Source organism: Methylobacterium sp. NEAU K (assembly GCF_030700285.1).
Lineage (GTDB): Bacteria > Pseudomonadota > Alphaproteobacteria > Rhizobiales > Beijerinckiaceae > Methylobacterium.
Window position 1 is genome coordinate 33,931 of the sequence record NZ_JAUYZJ010000023.1, and the last position, 15,264, is coordinate 49,194.

The 15,264-nt window shown below is 72.5% G+C and carries 13 protein-coding genes; 6 read left to right on the forward strand and 7 right to left on the reverse strand.

Translation table 11 applies throughout. The features are described 5' to 3' along the window. Positions 1-104 precede the first annotated feature (104 nt). On the forward strand, positions 105-641 hold the full coding sequence (locus Q8W67_RS18150; RefSeq protein WP_305548130.1) for a ferritin-like domain-containing protein: 537 nt from the start codon (positions 105-107) through the stop codon (positions 639-641). Between the two features lie 108 nt (positions 642-749). On the opposite strand, the gene Q8W67_RS18155 is transcribed toward Q8W67_RS18150, so the two are convergent. From Q8W67_RS18155 to Q8W67_RS18170, 4 genes are all read right to left on the reverse strand, one after another. Beyond that, the gene (locus Q8W67_RS18155) at positions 750-1,079 is read right to left on the reverse strand and encodes a hypothetical protein (protein ID WP_305548133.1); all 330 of its coding nucleotides are present in this window, start codon (positions 1,077-1,079) and stop codon (positions 750-752) included. A gap of 77 nt (positions 1,080-1,156) precedes the next feature. Further along, a complete protein-coding gene (mazG, locus tag Q8W67_RS18160; RefSeq protein ID WP_305548136.1) occupies positions 1,157-2,026 on the reverse strand; it encodes a nucleoside triphosphate pyrophosphohydrolase in 870 nt (289 codons plus the stop codon). A 110-nt stretch (positions 2,027-2,136) separates the two neighbouring features. After that, complete coding sequence (locus Q8W67_RS18165; RefSeq protein WP_305548139.1) at positions 2,137-2,370, reverse strand: hypothetical protein; 234 nt, start codon at positions 2,368-2,370, stop codon at positions 2,137-2,139. A gap of 77 nt (positions 2,371-2,447) precedes the next feature. Further along, positions 2,448-4,316, reverse strand: a complete 1,869-nt coding sequence (locus Q8W67_RS18170; RefSeq protein WP_305548142.1) for a glycosyltransferase family 2 protein — start codon at positions 4,314-4,316, stop codon at positions 2,448-2,450. Between the two features lie 225 nt (positions 4,317-4,541). On the opposite strand from Q8W67_RS18170, the gene Q8W67_RS18175 reads away from it, so the two are divergent. The 5 genes from Q8W67_RS18175 to Q8W67_RS18195 all read left to right on the forward strand — a co-directional run bounded on the left by Q8W67_RS18175 (position 4,542) and on the right by Q8W67_RS18195 (position 8,336). Continuing rightward, positions 4,542-5,306: a transporter substrate-binding domain-containing protein gene (locus Q8W67_RS18175; protein WP_370693900.1), complete on the forward strand. Its 765-nt coding sequence runs from the start codon at positions 4,542-4,544 to the stop codon at positions 5,304-5,306. An 80-nt stretch (positions 5,307-5,386) separates the two neighbouring features. Further along, positions 5,387-5,614: a hypothetical protein gene (locus Q8W67_RS18180; RefSeq protein WP_305548148.1), complete on the forward strand. Its 228-nt coding sequence runs from the start codon at positions 5,387-5,389 to the stop codon at positions 5,612-5,614. Continuing rightward, the gene (locus Q8W67_RS18185) at positions 5,611-5,889 is read left to right on the forward strand and encodes a type II toxin-antitoxin system RelE/ParE family toxin (RefSeq protein ID WP_305548151.1); all 279 of its coding nucleotides are present in this window, start codon (positions 5,611-5,613) and stop codon (positions 5,887-5,889) included. Before Q8W67_RS18180 ends, Q8W67_RS18185 begins: the two co-directional genes overlap by 4 nt. Positions 5,890-6,013: 124 nt before the next feature. Next, on the forward strand, positions 6,014-7,717 hold the full coding sequence (locus Q8W67_RS18190) for a lysine--tRNA ligase (protein WP_305548154.1): 1,704 nt from the start codon (positions 6,014-6,016) through the stop codon (positions 7,715-7,717). Positions 7,718-7,724: 7 nt separating this feature from the next. After that, positions 7,725-8,336 (forward strand): pyridoxamine 5'-phosphate oxidase family protein, encoded by a 612-nt coding sequence (locus tag Q8W67_RS18195; protein ID WP_305548156.1) that lies wholly within the window; start codon positions 7,725-7,727, stop codon positions 8,334-8,336. Positions 8,337-8,515: 179 nt separating this feature from the next. Here Q8W67_RS18195 and Q8W67_RS18200 read toward each other — a convergent pair whose 3' ends face one another. Genes Q8W67_RS18200 through Q8W67_RS18210 form a run of 3 tightly spaced genes read right to left on the reverse strand, consistent with a single transcriptional unit; the run spans position 8,516 to position 15,259 of the window. Next, entirely contained in the window at positions 8,516-9,427 is a 912-nt protein-coding gene (locus Q8W67_RS18200; protein WP_305548166.1) for a transglutaminase family protein, read from the reverse strand. Then, positions 9,424-11,961: a circularly permuted type 2 ATP-grasp protein gene (locus Q8W67_RS18205; RefSeq protein ID WP_305548173.1), complete on the reverse strand. Its 2,538-nt coding sequence runs from the start codon at positions 11,959-11,961 to the stop codon at positions 9,424-9,426. The genes Q8W67_RS18200 and Q8W67_RS18205 overlap by 4 nt, the downstream gene beginning before the upstream one ends. A gap of 13 nt (positions 11,962-11,974) precedes the next feature. Beyond that, positions 11,975-15,259, reverse strand: coding sequence for a DUF2126 domain-containing protein (locus Q8W67_RS18210; protein WP_305548175.1), 3,285 nt, complete (start codon positions 15,257-15,259; stop codon positions 11,975-11,977). Between the last annotated feature and the right edge of the window lie 5 nt (positions 15,260-15,264).

The window sequence follows — 15,264 nt, forward strand, 5'->3', positions numbered from 1 at the left end:
TCCTCCCCAGGGCGAAGATATCGCCCGGACCCGTCGGGCCGGACCGGAGTTGCCCGTCCGGAAGCCGCGTTCCCGACAGCGGCCCGCATTGGAGACAGACCGCCATGGCCAAGCAGAAGACGCTGCACGACGCCTTCTACGAGACCCTGAAGGACGTCTACTACGCCGAGAAGCAATCCGTGAAAGCCCTCAAGAAATCAGCCAAGGCGGCGGAGCACGAGGCGTTGCGACAGGCCTTCGAGACCCATGCCGAGGAGAGCGCCCAGCAGGTCGAGCGCCTGACCCAGGTGTTCGAGATCATCGGCAAGCCGGCCCGGGCCAAGACCTGCGAGGCGATGCAGGGGATCGTCTCCGAGATGGAGGAGGATCTCGACGATTTCGAGGGCAGCCCGGCCGCCGACGCGGTGCTGGCCGCCTGCGCCCAGGCGGTGGAGCACTACGAGATCGCCCGCTACGGCACCCTGAAGGCCTGGGCCAACCAGCTCGGCTACGGCGAGGCGGCCAAACTCCTGGACGAGACCCTGCAGGAGGAGAAGAGGACCGACGCGCTGCTCTCGAAGATCGCCGAGACGATCAACGCCGACGGCACGCCCGACGAGGGGAATGCCGCGAAGGGCAAAGGTTCGAAGAAGGCCGCCTGAGCGCGGTTGCGTCCGGCGCCGCCGCCTCGGCGGTGCCGGGTACGATTCCACGTCGTGGTTCGACGCGATCCTGCGCGCCGACCCGGCATTGCCTGCGCGGGAAGCGCTTCAGTTCGCCTTCTCGATCGCGCTCAGCGGCGTCCAGTAGCAGCGATCCTGGCTGTCCGTCAGGGCGAGGCAACCGTAGCTCATGGTCCGGGTCTCCAGCCGGACCTCCTCGCCGGTCTTCCAGGACCGGCACTCACCGCTGGCGAGGCTGCCCCGCAGGAGTTGCCCGAACCCTTCCTCGTCGCCGGCCATGACCAGCTTGAACAGGCGGTCCGTGACCTCCTGGGAGTGGCAGCCGAACCGTTCCTGGACGATCGTCTCGGCCCCGGCGGGCCGGGACAGGGAGGCCGTGATGGCGAGGGCGGCGAGGGCAGGCAGGGCGAAGCGCATGCGCGGAACATATCCGCCGCCCATCGCCTGTCGAGCCCTCGGACGCGGGGCGCCGCGCGGACGATCGCCGCGCCCGCTCACGCCTTCTCCCCCTCGTCGCGCTTCGCCGCCTGCCAGGCGGCCTCCATGGCGGGCAGGTCCGAGCAGCCGAGCGCACCGCCTGCCGCCCGCAGGTGCTCCGCCATCGCGGCGAAGCGACGCTCGAACTTGGCGGTCCCGTCGCGCAGGGCGGTTTCCGGGTCGATCCCGGCATGCCGGGCGAGGTTGGCCACTGAGAACAGGAGGTCGCCGATCTCCTCCGACACGGCCCGTGCGTCGCCCGCCTCCAGGGCCTGCGCGACCTCGTCGGTTTCCTCGCGAACCTTGTCGATGACCTGTGCGGCGTTCCCCCAGTCGAAGCCGTAGGCGGCCGCCCGCCGCGAGATCTTCTCCGCCCGGGCGAGGGCCGGAAGAGCCTTGGCGACGCCGCCGAGCGGATCCGGCGCGGGCTCCTGGGCACCCCGTTCCGAACGTTCCCGCGCCTTGATCGCCGCCCACTGCGCCTCGACCTGGGCGGGATCGCGCAGCGGCGAGCCCTCGGGCAGGGGGATCCCCTGCGGGTCGAACACGTGCGGGTGGCGGCGGACCAGCTTGTCGCCGATGGCGCGCGCCACGTCGTCGAAGGCGAAGGCGCCTTCCTCCTCGGCCATGCGGGCGTGGAACACCACCTGGAGCAGGAGGTCGCCGAGTTCGTCGCGCAGGTCGTCGCGGTCGCCCCGCGCCACCGCGTCTGCGACCTCGTAGGCCTCCTCGATCGTGTAGGGCACGATCGACGCGGAGGTCTGCGCCACGTCCCAGGGACAGCCGCGGACGGGGTCGCGCAGAGACGCCATCAGGCGCAGCAGCCGGCGCAAGGACCTTTCCTCAGGCGCCTGCTCTGCTGTCTGTCGGGTGGATGCCTCGGCCATGCCGGATCGATCCCCGTCGCGTGCCACGCTCACGCCCGCGGCGTTAGAGCATGCGGCGGCAAAGGGGAATTCAGCCCGGCCCCCGCGAGCGGACGGCGCCGCGGCCCCGGTCAGACCCGGGCGTCGCGCTCGCGCACCTGCTCGGCCTGCAGTTCGCTGAGATAGCCGGTCAGGCGCCCGCTGACCTCCGGGTCGGCGCACTGGACCCAGAGCGGGGCCGGCAGCGCGCGGGCGGGCAGGCGCAGCAGGAAGGCCTCGGCCGACAGGGCCGCCTCGCGCTCGGAGGCGGCAGCCAGCAGCCGGGCCCCCGCTTGCGTGCCGATCAGAATCGCGACTGTGGCCATGGGCCCCTCACCATGGGACATCAACGACGCGAGCGGTCTTCGCGTTGCATCCGCCCCGGCTCGGCGGCCCGGCGCGGCTATCCGGCCGCCGGCCGCCGGCTGCGGCGACGCAGTCGCAAACGGCCGCTGCGCGTCGTGCGCGCCAAGCCATGCTGGGTCTTGTTCCAGCGGCCCGGGGCACGAACCAGCTCGATCAGGGCCAGCCAGGCCGCCAGGCTGATGAGCAGGAAGTAGAGCGGCATCCACGGAACCGCCTGGGCGAGGTCGCCCCAGCCGCGCCGGGCGCAGCCGACCAGGGGCGGCAGGATCATGGCCGCGAGCCCCACGGCGAACAGGGTGATGGCGAGCCCCGGCACGAGGTTGGCCAGGAAGGACGGGGCGGCCGGGATCTCCAGGACCAGGAAGGCCCAGAGCGCGCAGGCGAGGCAGACCGGGTAGGCCAGCGCCGAAGCCACCGTGCCCGGCACCAGCGCCGCCGCGCACAACGCCTCCAGGCCACCGAGGCGTCGGGCGTTGGCGACGGGACGGCGCCCGTGGGCGAGGCTCGTCTGCATCAGGCCCTTCAGCCAGCGGGTGCGCTGGGCGAGCCAGGGCCCGAGCCGCGCCGGCGCCTCCTCGATCGTGGCGCTCGGCAGGTCGCCCACCGCGTAGCCGGCCAGGGCCAGCCGCATCCCGAGGTCGGCATCCTCGGTGACGTTCCAGGCGTCCCAGCCGTGCAGGTCCCGCAGCACCCGGGTGCGCAGGTGCATCGAGGTGCCGCCGAGCGGGACCGGCAGGTCCAGGCGCGCGAGCGCCGGGTTCAGCACGTCGAACAGGCCCGCATATTCGAGCGCGAAGGCGCGCGCGAGCCGGGAATCGCCGGCGTTGTCGATCACGAGCCGCCCCTGGAGGCAGGCGGTGCTCTCGGGCAGGCGCGCGAAGAGCGAGGCGGAAAGCCGCAATTGCCCGGGGTCGGGCACGTCCTCGGCGTCGAAGACCGTGAGCAGGGAGCCGCGGGCCAGCGGCAGGGCGGCGTTGAGCGCCCGGGGCTTGGTGCGCGGTGCGCCCGGCGGCACCGTGATCACCTCGAACCGGGCGGGCAGGGGGATCGGGGCCAGGGCCGCCGCGGTCTCCGGGTCGTCCGCCTCGATCAGGAGCTTCAGGTCGAGCTTGGCCGGCGGGTAATCGAGGGCGGCCAGCCCCCGAATCAGGTCGGGCACCACCGCCGCCTCGCGGTGGAGGGGAACCAGCACCGTGTAGACCGGCAGCTCGGCGTCCGTGAGCATCTCCACCGCCCCGGCCGCCACCGGGGCCGCGATGACCAGCGCGGTCAGCCGGAACGTCGCCATGGCCAGGAACAGGCATTGCCCCGCCAGCGTCACCGCGAGGGCGAGGGGCGCCGGAAGCGCCGCGAACAGGCAGAGCGCCGCGGTGAGCGCGAGGGCGAGGACCAGCAGCCACCGGCTCGCGGGCTCGCGCGAGGCGGCCCGCTCGGGCGCACGCCGCCGCAACTCCTGGGCGGCGTAATCCGCCACCGCCTCCGGGATCGCGGCGAACAAGGCCTCGCGCAGGTGCGTCGGGCTGGTGATCGCCGGCATCGCGGCGCGGCGCGGCCCGTCGAGGAGCTCCGCGATCAACCGGCCGCGCGGCGCCAGCACGCAGGGGGCGACCGACCCGAGCGCCAGGGGCGCGAGGCCGGCGACCAGACTGTCGGGGAAGCGCAGGCCCAGGCCGAACGGGATCGGCCCGTCGAGGTAGGGGGCGCCGAGATGCCGGGCCAGGGCCCGGTAATACGCCGTCTCGGCCATCAGCCCGGCATTCAGCAGCGCGGTCGCGGCGTCGGTCCCGGCGGCGGCGGCGGCACCGGCCACCCGGGCCAGCAGGCGACCGTCGATCCCCTCGGCGAGCAGGAACGCGATCTCCGGCGGCAGGGCAACCTCAGCCGTGGGCAGGCGCTGGAACGACATGCCGCGCGCTCCCCTGGCGGCCCCCGGACGTGATAGAGCAGGGGCGTGAGCCAGACCCCGTCCCCGCCCTCCGAGAGGAGCATCGCCCCCTCCCCGTCGTCAAGAGACGGCAGGAGGCGGGCGCGCGCCTGGCTCGCGGCAGCCCTGCTCGCGGCGTCCGTCTGGGCCGGACCGCGGCCCGCCTGCGCCGCGCCGCCCACGGAGCCGCACGTCGCGACGCCCACCGTGACCGTTCCGGATTTCTGGAACCCGCGCAGCCGCGGCGAGCGGGTGGAGGCGCCCCAGACCGGCCGGGCGGTCCGGTTCCTCACCGACGACGAGTTCCCGCCGCTGCACTTCGCCGGCCCCGACGGCAACCCGACCGGCTTCGTGGTCGAGCTCGCCCGCGCCGTCTGCGAGAAGCTGACGATCCCCTGCACGGTGCAGGCGCGTCGCTTCGACACACTGCTCGACGCCTTGGACAGCCGGCAGGGTGACGTGGTCGCCGCCGCGATTCCCCTGACCGCGGCGCTGCGCGGGAAATTCCTGGCGACGCGGCCGTATTTCCGGTGGCCGGCGCGCTTCGCCGCGCGGGTCGACAAGGGCCTTCCGGTCCCCTCGGCGACGGCGCTGGCCGGCCGCAGCGTCGGGGTGATGGGCGGCAGCGCGCACGCGGCCTACCTGAAGGCGTTCTTCCCCAAAGCCGTCCAGAAGGATTTCACCGACCTCGCGGCCGCCGAGGGCGCGCTCAAGCGCGGCGAGATCGACTACCTCTTCGCCGACGGCCTCAACCTCGCCCTCTACGTCGGCGGCCAGGAGGCCGAGGCCTGCTGCGCGCTGACCGGCGGCGACTACCTGGAGAACCGCTATTTCGGCGAGGGGATCGGCCTGATCACGCGCCAGGAGGATGGGGCGCTCTCCCGGGCGCTGGACGACGCGCTCCAGCGGGTCTGGGACGACGGGAAGTACACCGAGCTGTACCTGCGGTTCTTCCCCGTCAGCCCGTTCTGAGGGGGCCGGGGAGGGGCTTCCGTCGCGGGCGGGAACCGGTGATCCTGCCCGGCGCCGGGTTCCCCCGACGGGATCGGATCATGACGGATCTTCTCGAGAAGGCGGTTGCCAAGGCGCGGGACCTCGCCCCAGACCTGCAGGACGAGACCGCTCGCCTGATGCTGGCCTTCGTGGGCGATGAGGCGTCGGTCTATCGGTTCACACCCGAGAAGGAGGCAGAACTCGATGAGTCCGAAGCCGCGGCTGCACGTGGCGACTTCGCGACCGACGACGAGGTGCGCGCCATCTGGGCCAAATACGGCCTGTGAGACTGCGTCTCACCCGACCCGCGGCCTCGCAGCTCGATCAGGCGCTCGCCTATATCGACCGCCGGAACCGGCAGGGCGCGCGCAAGGTGCAACAGCGCCTTCAGGCGGCCATGGAGCTTCGGGGGCAACATCCCTTCGCGGGCTCCATCACGGCCCGGCCCGGCGTCCGGCGCCTCATAGCACGTCCTTACCCCTACGCGATCACATACTGCGTCGCGGCGGATGAGATCGTCATCCTCGGGATTCGGCACGCCGCACGGCAGCCACAGCCCTGAACGCACACGTCCACGCGCACCGCCGCGAACCACACCGGGATGCCGGATTGCACCGCCGGGCGTTCCGCTCCGGCCCGAACCGCTCTAGGGTGCGCGATCCCCGATTTCCTCGATCCCCGAAGACATGCCCGCCGCTCCCCCTGCCCCAACCCTCGACGCCGACATCCTCGAGGCCGCCACCAACGCCGCCGCCTGGCCCTTCGAGGAGGCGCGCAAGCTCGTGGCGCGGCTAGAGAAATCCGGGAAGACGGAGGTGCTGTTCGAGACCGGCTACGGGCCCTCGGGCCTGCCGCATATCGGCACCTTCGGGGAGGTCGCCCGCACCTCCATGGTCCGCCATGCCTTCCGGGTGCTGACCCGGGACACGGTGCCGACCCGGCTGATCGCCTTCTCGGACGACCTGGACGGCCTGCGCAAGGTCCCCGACAACGTGCCGAACCGCGAGATGCTGGCCGCCCATCTCAACCAGCCGCTGACCCGGGTGCCGGACCCGTTCGGCACCCATGACAGCTTCGGGGCGCACAACAACGCCGAGCTGCGCCGCTTCCTCGACACCTTCGGGTTCGCCTACGAGTTCCGCTCGGCGACCGCGTGCTACCGCTCGGGCGTGTTCGACGCGACGCTGATGCGCGTGGCCGAGCGCTACGACGCCGTGATGGCGATCATGCTGCCGTCGCTGCGCGCGGAGCGCTCGGCCTCCTACTCGCCGTTCCTGCCGCTCCATCCGGAGACCGGCGCCGTCATGCAGGTGCCGATCGACGAGGTGCGGGTCGAGGCCGGCACCCTGGTCTGGCGCGATCCCGCCACGGGGACGCGCTACGAGACGCCGATCACCGGGGGCCACGCCAAGCTGCAATGGAAGCCCGACTGGGCGATGCGCTGGGTGGCGCTCGGCATCGATTACGAGATGGCCGGCAAGGACCTGATCGATTCGGTCAAGCTGTCCGGCAAGATCGCCCGGGCGCTCGGCGGCGAGCCGCCGGAGGGGTTCAACTATGAACTCTTCCTGGATGAAAAAGGACAAAAGATCTCGAAGTCGAAGGGCAACGGCCTGACCATCGACGACTGGCTGAAATACGGCACGCCGGAATCGCTCGCCTTGTTCATGTACACCAAGCCGCGCGAGGCCAAGCGGCTGTACTTCGACGTGATCCCGCGGCACGTGGACGAGTATATCGGCTTCCTCGACCGCTTTGCCGGCCAGGACGCGAAGCTGCGGCTCGGCAACCCGGTCTGGCACCTCCATGCCGGGACCCCGCCGGAGCCCGAGCGGGTCGAGGGCGCGAGCCTGACCTTCGCGATGCTGCTCAACCTCGCCGCGGTCGCCAACACCGAGGATCCGGCCGTGCTGTGGGGCTTCATCCGCCGCTACGCGCCGCAGACCGGGCCGCAGACCCATCCGGGCCTCGACCGGCTGGTGGTCCACGCCCTGAAATACTTCTCGGACTTCGTGCGCCCGGCCAAGACCTACCGGGAGCCCACCCCCGAGGAGCGGGCGGCCCTGGAGGACCTGTCGGAAACGCTGGGCCAGCATGCCGGCTTCACCGATCCGGAGGCCCTGCAGGCGGCGGTCTACGAGGTCGGGCGGCGCCACTTCCCGGACCTGTCCGGCAAGGCCAAAAGCCCGGACGGGCGCCCCGGCGTGTCGCAGGCGTGGTTCACGAGCCTCTACAACGTGCTGTTCGGCGAGGCGCGGGGCCCGCGCTTCGGTTCCTTCGTGGCCCTCTACGGGGTGGCGGAGACGAGGAGCCTGATCGAAGCGGCCCTGTCGGGCGCGCTGGTGGCCGAGCACGCCGCCTTCACGGCCGGCGACGCCACGCCCACGTGAGGGCGTGATGATCGTCGCGAGCCTCGCGGAACTGGAGACGATCTACGCTGCGCCCCCGGCCCGCGCCTCCGTGGCCAAGGTCACGGCGGCGATCACCCCGGACTACGCGGCGCTGATCGCCGCCTCGCCGTTCGCGGTGCTGGCGACCAGCGGCCCCGAGGGGCTCGATTGCAGCCCGCGCGGCGACCGTCCGGGTTTCGTGCGGGTCGCCGATCCGCGCACGCTGATCCTGCCCGACCGGCGCGGCAACAACCGGATCGATTCCCTGCGCAACATCGTGCGCGATCCCCGGGTAGCGCTGCTGTTCCTGATCCCGGGTTCGGGCACGACCCTGCGGGTGAACGGGACGGCCGTGATCTCGGCCGACCCGGATCTCCTGGACTCGTTCCGGGTGGACGAGCATGCGCCGCGCACGGCGGTCGTGATCACCGTCGAGGCGGCATATTTCCAGTGCGCGCGGGCGATCATCCGCGCCAAATTGTGGGCGGCGGAGTCCCGAGTCGATTCGTCGAGCCTGCCGAGCCCCGGGGCGATCCTGGCCGCGCTCACCGCGGGTGACGTGGGTGGCCAGGCCTACGACGCGGACTGGCCGGCCCGGGCCGCTGAGACGCTGTGGTGAGGCCCGGACTCCGAGCGCGGGTTAACAGAACGCGCGGCGACCGGCTTCATCGAAGCGCCGATGACACCCGCTCCGTCGTTCCGGGGCGCAGAAGGCGAGCCCGGAATGACGACGTGAGACCGGGACCGTTCCAGCACGGCGCCGTTAACGCGCCTTCGGAGACCCAGGGGTGAGCCGGCTCAGCTGACGAGGGCGAGACCTTGGTCGAGACCCTGCGTCTCCGTATCGGGGATCACGTCCACCTCGACCTTGAGGCGCTGCTTGCCCGAACCGCTGACGATGCCGTCGACCGGCGCCACGTCGCCGTAATCCCGGCCCCGGGCCACCACGATGTGATCGTCCCGCACCGGCACGCCGTTGGTCGGGTCGAGGCCGAGCCAGCCCTCGCCGCACCAGACCGCCACCCAGGCGTGGCTCGCATCCGCCCCGCGCAGGCGCGGCCGGCCGGGCGGCGGCACGGTGCGCAGGTAGCCGCTGACATAGGCCGCCGGCAGGCCCATGCCGCGCAGGGCCGCGATCATCACGTGGGCGAAGTCCTGGCAGACCCCGGCCCGCAGCGCGAAGGATTCGGAGAGCGGCGTGTGCACGGTCGTGGCCTTGGAATCGAACCGGAAATCGGCGCCGATGCGCAGCATCAGGTCGTGGGCCGCCCCGTAGGCGCTGCGGCCCGGGGAAAAACTGAGCCTCGCATAGTCGGTCACGTCGGGCAGCAGCGGCACCCGGGCGCTCGGGAACAGGAAATGGACCGGCGCCCGGCCGCCGAGGTCGCGCCCGGCCACCACGGCGTCCCGGACCCGCTCCCAGGGCGGCCCGGATTCCGGTGGCGGCGGGGCAGGGCGCTCGACCCGCACGGTGGAGAGCGCCTCGACGCTGAAGGCGGTGTGGGGCACGTCCAGGGTGATCGCCACCGCCTCGATCCCGAAATAGTCGCGCCGCATCACCGCGGTGGTCGGGCTCGGGTCGATGGTCACGGCGCTGGCCAGCACGCTCTGGCCCTCGCCGTCCTGCGGCTTCAGCCGCAGGGAGCAGCGGGCGAAGCGCACCGGCTTGCCGTAACGGTAGGTGGTGCGGTGGCGCAGCGTGTAGATCACGCGAGGCCTGTCAGCTTTTCCGGGCGGAGGGCGTTCGGCCCCGCCGGGAAGTAGCGCACCGCGATGCCGTCGGCGAGCCGTTCGAGATCGGTCTCCAGGGCGGTGAGGCGCACGGCGTCGAAATCCGCGGCCTCGCCGCTGCGCAGCTCCGCCAGGATCCGGGCGGCGAGGCGGCAATGCGGCTCGGGGATGCCGTCGGCCGCGAGCGCCGGCAGGTCGGCGAGGTGCCGGGCGATCGCCTCCGCCTGGAACGCGATGGAGCGCGGGTTGTAGGGATCGAGCAGAACCATGTCGCGGACAGGGTCGAGGGCTGCGCCCTGCAGGTAGCGCCGCCCGTAGCTGATCTGCGAGTCGCAGAGCGACAGCATCACCCCGAGGCAGCCCGGCGTCGCCTCGTCGTTGGCGAAGGCGAGCGCGAAGGTGCAGGTGTTGATCGCTCGTTCGATGCGGCGCCCGAGTTCGACGAAGTGCCAGCCCTCGGCCCGGCTCATGTTCTCGTGGGTGAGGCCCGAGAGGGCGGCGAGATGGCTGAGCGCCCGCTCGGCGCGGCCCGCGAGCTGCGACTCGGTGAAGGCCAGCTCGGTGTCGAGGGACAGGAGCTCGTTCAGGTCGGCGAGCACCCGCCAGGCCTCGCCGGACAGGCGGGCGCGCAAGGCCGCGGCGTTGCGCCGGGCCGAGGCGATGTGGGCGCGGGCCGAGCCCGGCCGCTCACGCCCGGTGAGCGCCTCCTGGGCGAGCCGGGCGGTGGGCAGGTCGGCCGCGCCGGTGGCGCCCCATTCGTACAGGAGCGCCCGCAGGGCGAGCGCCGCCGGCGTGTCGAGGGCGCCCGAGATGTCGGCGCCCACCGCGTCGCCGACGCTGCGCAGGTGGGCCAGCACCAGCCGGATCACCGCCTCGGCGCGTTCGAGGTAGCGGCCGAACCAGAACAGGCCGTCGGCGGCCCGGGAGGGCAGGTGGCCCCCGACCCGCCGCACCCGCGGGGCGGCGTGGGAGCCGATCAGGGGCGCCTCGACCGGGTTCTCGGACAGCACCCAGACATCGGCGGAGCGGATGCCGAGCCGCATCTCGATCGGGTCGACATCCTCGCGCTCCGAGACCCGGCAGAAGCCCCCCGGCATCACCTGCCAGCCCGAGGGCGTCCGGGTGGCGAAGACCCGCACCACGAAGGGGCGGGGCACGAGGGTGAGGCCGCCCTCGCCGCGCTCCCAGCCGGGCATGGTCGAGAGCGGCGCGGCCTCCTGGGCGACGTAGTCGAAGGGCCGGTCGCGCAGGGCCGCGACCACGCGCGCGCGCTCGGCCGCAAGGGCTTGGGGCGCCAGGATCGCGTCGCGGCCCGCCCCGCGCTGGGGCGTGGCGGCCGGGCGCAGGGTGAGGCTGTCGAGATTCGCCCAGGCATGGGCGAGCCCTTCGAGGTCGCCGCACCACCACGCCCGCGGGTGCCCGAGCCGGAGGGGCTCACCCAGCAGCCGGCGCGCGATGCCGTCGAGATAGGGAGCCAGCGCCGCGGACTCGACCAGCCCCGCGCCCGGCATGTTGGCCATCACCAGGGAGCCGTTGCGCAGGGCCTCGAGGATGCCGGGCACCCCCAGCCGCGAGGCCGGGTTCAGCTCCAGGGGATCGAGGAAGTCGGCGTCGATCCGCCGCCACAGGGCGTCGGCCCGCTTCAGCCCCGAGACGGTGCGCACGTGCAGGCAGCCGTCCCGCATCACGAGGTCGTCGCCCTCGACCAGCATCAGGCCGAGATACCGGGCGAGCGCCGCCTGCTCGACATAGGTGCTGCTGTAGGGGCCGGAGGTCAGGAGGCAGATGCGCGGGTCGGACCGCTCGGCCCCCAGCGCCAGCCCGTCGCGAAACGCCTGGAAGAAGGCCGGCAGGCGCTCGACGTGGAGGTCGTGGAAGAAATCCGGGAAGGTCCGGGCCAGGACCATGCGGTTCTCCAGCGCCCAGCCGAGGCCCGAGGGCGCCTGCGTCCGGTCGGCCAGCACCTGCCAGCGCCCGTCGGGCCCCCGGCCGAGATCGGCGGCGTAGAGCTTCAGGTAGTGCCCCCCGGGGGGCGCGACGCCGTGGAGGGGGTGGAGGAACTCGGGCGTCCCGGCCACGATCGCGGCGGGCAGCAGCCCCTCTGCGACCAGCCGGCCTTCGCCGTAGGAATCGGCGAGGATCGCCTCCATCAGCTCCGCGCGCTGGACGATGCCGGCGCTCAGGTCCCGCCACTCGGCGGCCTCGATCACCAAGGGCAGGCAGCCGAGCGGCCAAGGATGCTCGCGCTGGTCGCCGGAGATCCGGAAGGAGATGCCCGCGTCCCGGATGTGCCGCTCCGCCGAGACGAAGCGGGTTATGATCTCCGGCTCGGTGAGCGCCCCGAGATGGTCGAGAAGGCGCGGCCACGCACCGCGCGGGGCGCCGTCGCGCCCCAAAAACTCGTCCGGCCGGCCGGGGGCGGGCCGGTAGCCCGCACTCCAGCGCGTGACGCGCTCCCGCGGGCTCTCGACCGCATCGGTCCGGGCAGTGCCGGCCGCGAGCGCCGCCTCCATCACCGCACCCCGGTCATGTCGGCGCCGGCATGCGCAGGTCGAGGGTCAGGGGGAACTCGGCGTTGGGCTCGGCCGGGGGCATCACGACCAGGCCGGGGGTGTGGCCGTGCGGCTGGAAGCGGGCGAGGCGCCGCCCCTCCGCCTCGTAGGCGTTGACCGGGTGGGTCTCGTAGTTGCGGCCGCCGGGATGGGCGACATGGTAGCGGCAGCCGCCGAGCGCGCGCCCGCTCCAGGAATCCAGGATGTCGAAGGTCAGCGGCGAGTGGGCGGGAATCGTCGGGTGCAGGGAGGAGGCCGGCTGCCACGCCTTGAAGCGCAGGCCCGCCACCGCCTCGCCGGCGCGGCCGGTGCCGGTCATGGGCAGCCGGCGCCCGTTGCAGGCGATGACGTGCCGCTCGGGCACGAAGCCCTCGACCTTGACCTGCAGCCGCTCGACCGAGCTATCGACGAAGCGCACGGTGCCCCCGCTGGTCCCTTCCTCGCCCATCACGTGCCAGGGCTCCAGCGCCTGGCGCAGCTCCATCCGGACCCCGCCGTGCTCGACCGTGCCGAAGACCGGGAAGCGGAACTGGGCCTGCGCCTCGAAGGCGACCGGGTCGAAATCGTAGCCCGCCGCCCGGAGATCCTCCAGCACCCCGAGGAAGTCGGCCCAGAGGAAATGCGGCAGCATGAAGCGATCGTGGAGGCTCGTGCCCCAGCGGACACAGCCCCCGGTCTGCGGCTCGCGCCACAGCCACGCCACCAGGGCGCGCAGCAGCACTTGCTGCGCGAGGCTCATGCGGGAATCCGGCGGCATCTCGAAGGCCCGGAACTCCAGGAGGCCGAGGCGCCCCGTCGGCCCGTCGGGCGAGTACAGCTTGTCGATGCAGATCTCGGCGCGATGGGTGTTGCCGGTCACGTCCACCAGGATGTTGCGGAACACCCGGTCGACCAGCCAGCGCGGGATGTTGGGTGCGTCGGCGGCCGGGATCTGGGCGAGCGCGATCTCCAGCTCGTAGAGCCCGTCGTGGCGCGCCTCGTCCATGCGCGGGGCCTGGCTGGTCGGCCCGATATAGAGGCCCGAGAACAGGTACGAGAGCGCCGGATGGCGCTGCCAGTAGAGCACGAGGCTCTTCAACAGGTCGGGCCGGCGCAGGAACGGGGAATCGTCCGGGGTGACGCCGCCCATGACCACGTGGTTGCCGCCGCCGGTGCCGGTGTGGCGCCCGTCGGTCATGAACTTCTCCGCGCCCAGCCGGGTCTGCCGGGCCTCGGCGTAGAGGTCGGTGGTGATGGCCACCGCCTCGCGCCAGGAGGCGGCCGGGTGGACGTTGACCTCGATCACCCCGGGATCGGGGGTGACCTTGATGAGTCCGAGGCGCGGATCGTAGGGCGGCTCGTAGCCCTCGATGTGGATCGGCAGGTTCAGCTCCGCGGCCGCAGCCTCGAGGTGGGCGGCGAGTTCGAGATACTCGTCGGCGCGCTGCGTCGGCGGCATGAACACGCGCACGATCCCGTCCCGGGGCTCGATCGACAGCGCGGTGCGCACCGCGACGCCGGTGATGCCCGCCCCGTTGACCACCGTCTCGCCGGTGGGCCGCTCCGGGAGCGGGCCGCGGGCCTCCAGCGGGTCCTGCGGCTGGTAATAGGGGTAGTGCTCGGGCGGCACGTAGGGCAGCGAGGAGAGGGGCAGGCGGTAGCCCACGGGCGAATCGCCCGGCACCAGGAAAGCGTGGCCGCGGCGGAAGGCCCATTTCTCCGAGATCCAGACCCGGTCGGCATCGCCGTCCTTGCCGGTGGGCAGGCTCGCGAGCGGCAGGACGTAGCCCGCGGCCGCGCCGAGGCCGCGGGCGTAGACGCGCTTGATCCGGGCGTCGAACTCCACCGACCCGGATTGGGCGGCAGCCGGCGTGACGTTGACCGGCAGTTCCGCGGCCTTCTTCTCCCAGAGATCGCCGTCCTCGAAGGCCGGGAAGACGTAGTCGGACAGGCCGAGCCGGCGGGCCAGCGCGTCCGCCAGCGCCTTGGCCTGGGCGATGGTCGCCGCGCCCTCCGGGGTGCCCTCTTGCGGCGCCTCCGGGGCGATCAGGGCCGGGTTCGTCCAGATCGGCTTGCCGTCCTTGCGCCAGTACAGCGCGAAGGCCCAGCGCGGCAGGCTCTCGCCCGGGTACCACTTGCCCTGGCCGTAATGCAGCAGCCCGCCCGGGCCGAAGCGGTCGCGCAGGCGCCGGATCAGCTGGTCGGCGAGCCCCCGCTTGGTCGGACCGACGGCGGCGATGTTCCATTCCGGCGATTCGAAATCGTCCACCGACACGAAGGTCGGCTCGCCGCCCATGGTCAGCCGCACGTCCTGGGCGACCAAGTCGGCGTCGATCCGCTCGCCCAGCGCATCCATCTTGGCCCAGACCGCCTCTGAGAAGGGCTTGGTGATCCGCGGCGTCTCGGCGACGCGCGTGATGCGCATCTCGAAACCGAATTCGGTTTTGGCCGGCTCGACAGCCCCCGAGATCGGCGCGGCCGAGTGGTAGTGCGGGGTCGCGGCGAGCGGGATATGCCCCTCGCCGGTCAGCAGCCCCGAGGTCGCGTCCATGCCGATCCAGCCGGCGCCCGGCAGGTAGACCTCGGCCCAGGCGTGCAGGTCGGTGAAGTCCGCCGAGGCGCCGGCCGGGCCGTCCACCGCTGTGGTGTCGGGCACGAGCTGGATCAGGTAGCCGGAGACGAACCGCGCGGCGAGCCCGATCCGGCGCAGCACCTGGACGAGGAGCCACGCCGAATCGCGGCAGGACCCGCTCTTGAGCCGGAGCGTCTCCGCCGGCGTCTGCACGCCCGGCTCCAGGCGCACGCCGTAGGCGATCTCGCGGGCGATCATTCCGTTGAGCGCCACCAGGAACAGGACCGTGCTGGTCTCCTCGGGGAGCCGCGCGAGCAGAGCCTCGATCTCCGGCCCGTCCGCCTCGACGGGATGGAGGTAGGGCGCGAGTTCCTCCGACAGGTCGGGCTCGTACGCGAAGGACCGAACTTGCGCGTAATCCTCGACGAAGAAGTCGAACGGGTTGATCACCGCCATCTCGGCGGTGAGGTCGACCTCGATCTTCAGCTCGTCGGTCTTCTCCGGGAAGACGATTCGGGCGAGCCAGTTGCCGCTCGGGTCCTGCTGCCAGTTCAGGAAGTGGTTGGCGGGCGTCACCGTCAGCGCGTAGGCCGGCACCTTGGTCCGGGCATGCGGCGCCGGCCGCAGGCGGATCACCTGCGGACCGAGGCTGATCGGCCGGTCATAGCGGTAATGCGTGACGTGGTGCAGGGCGGCTTTGATCGACACGATGG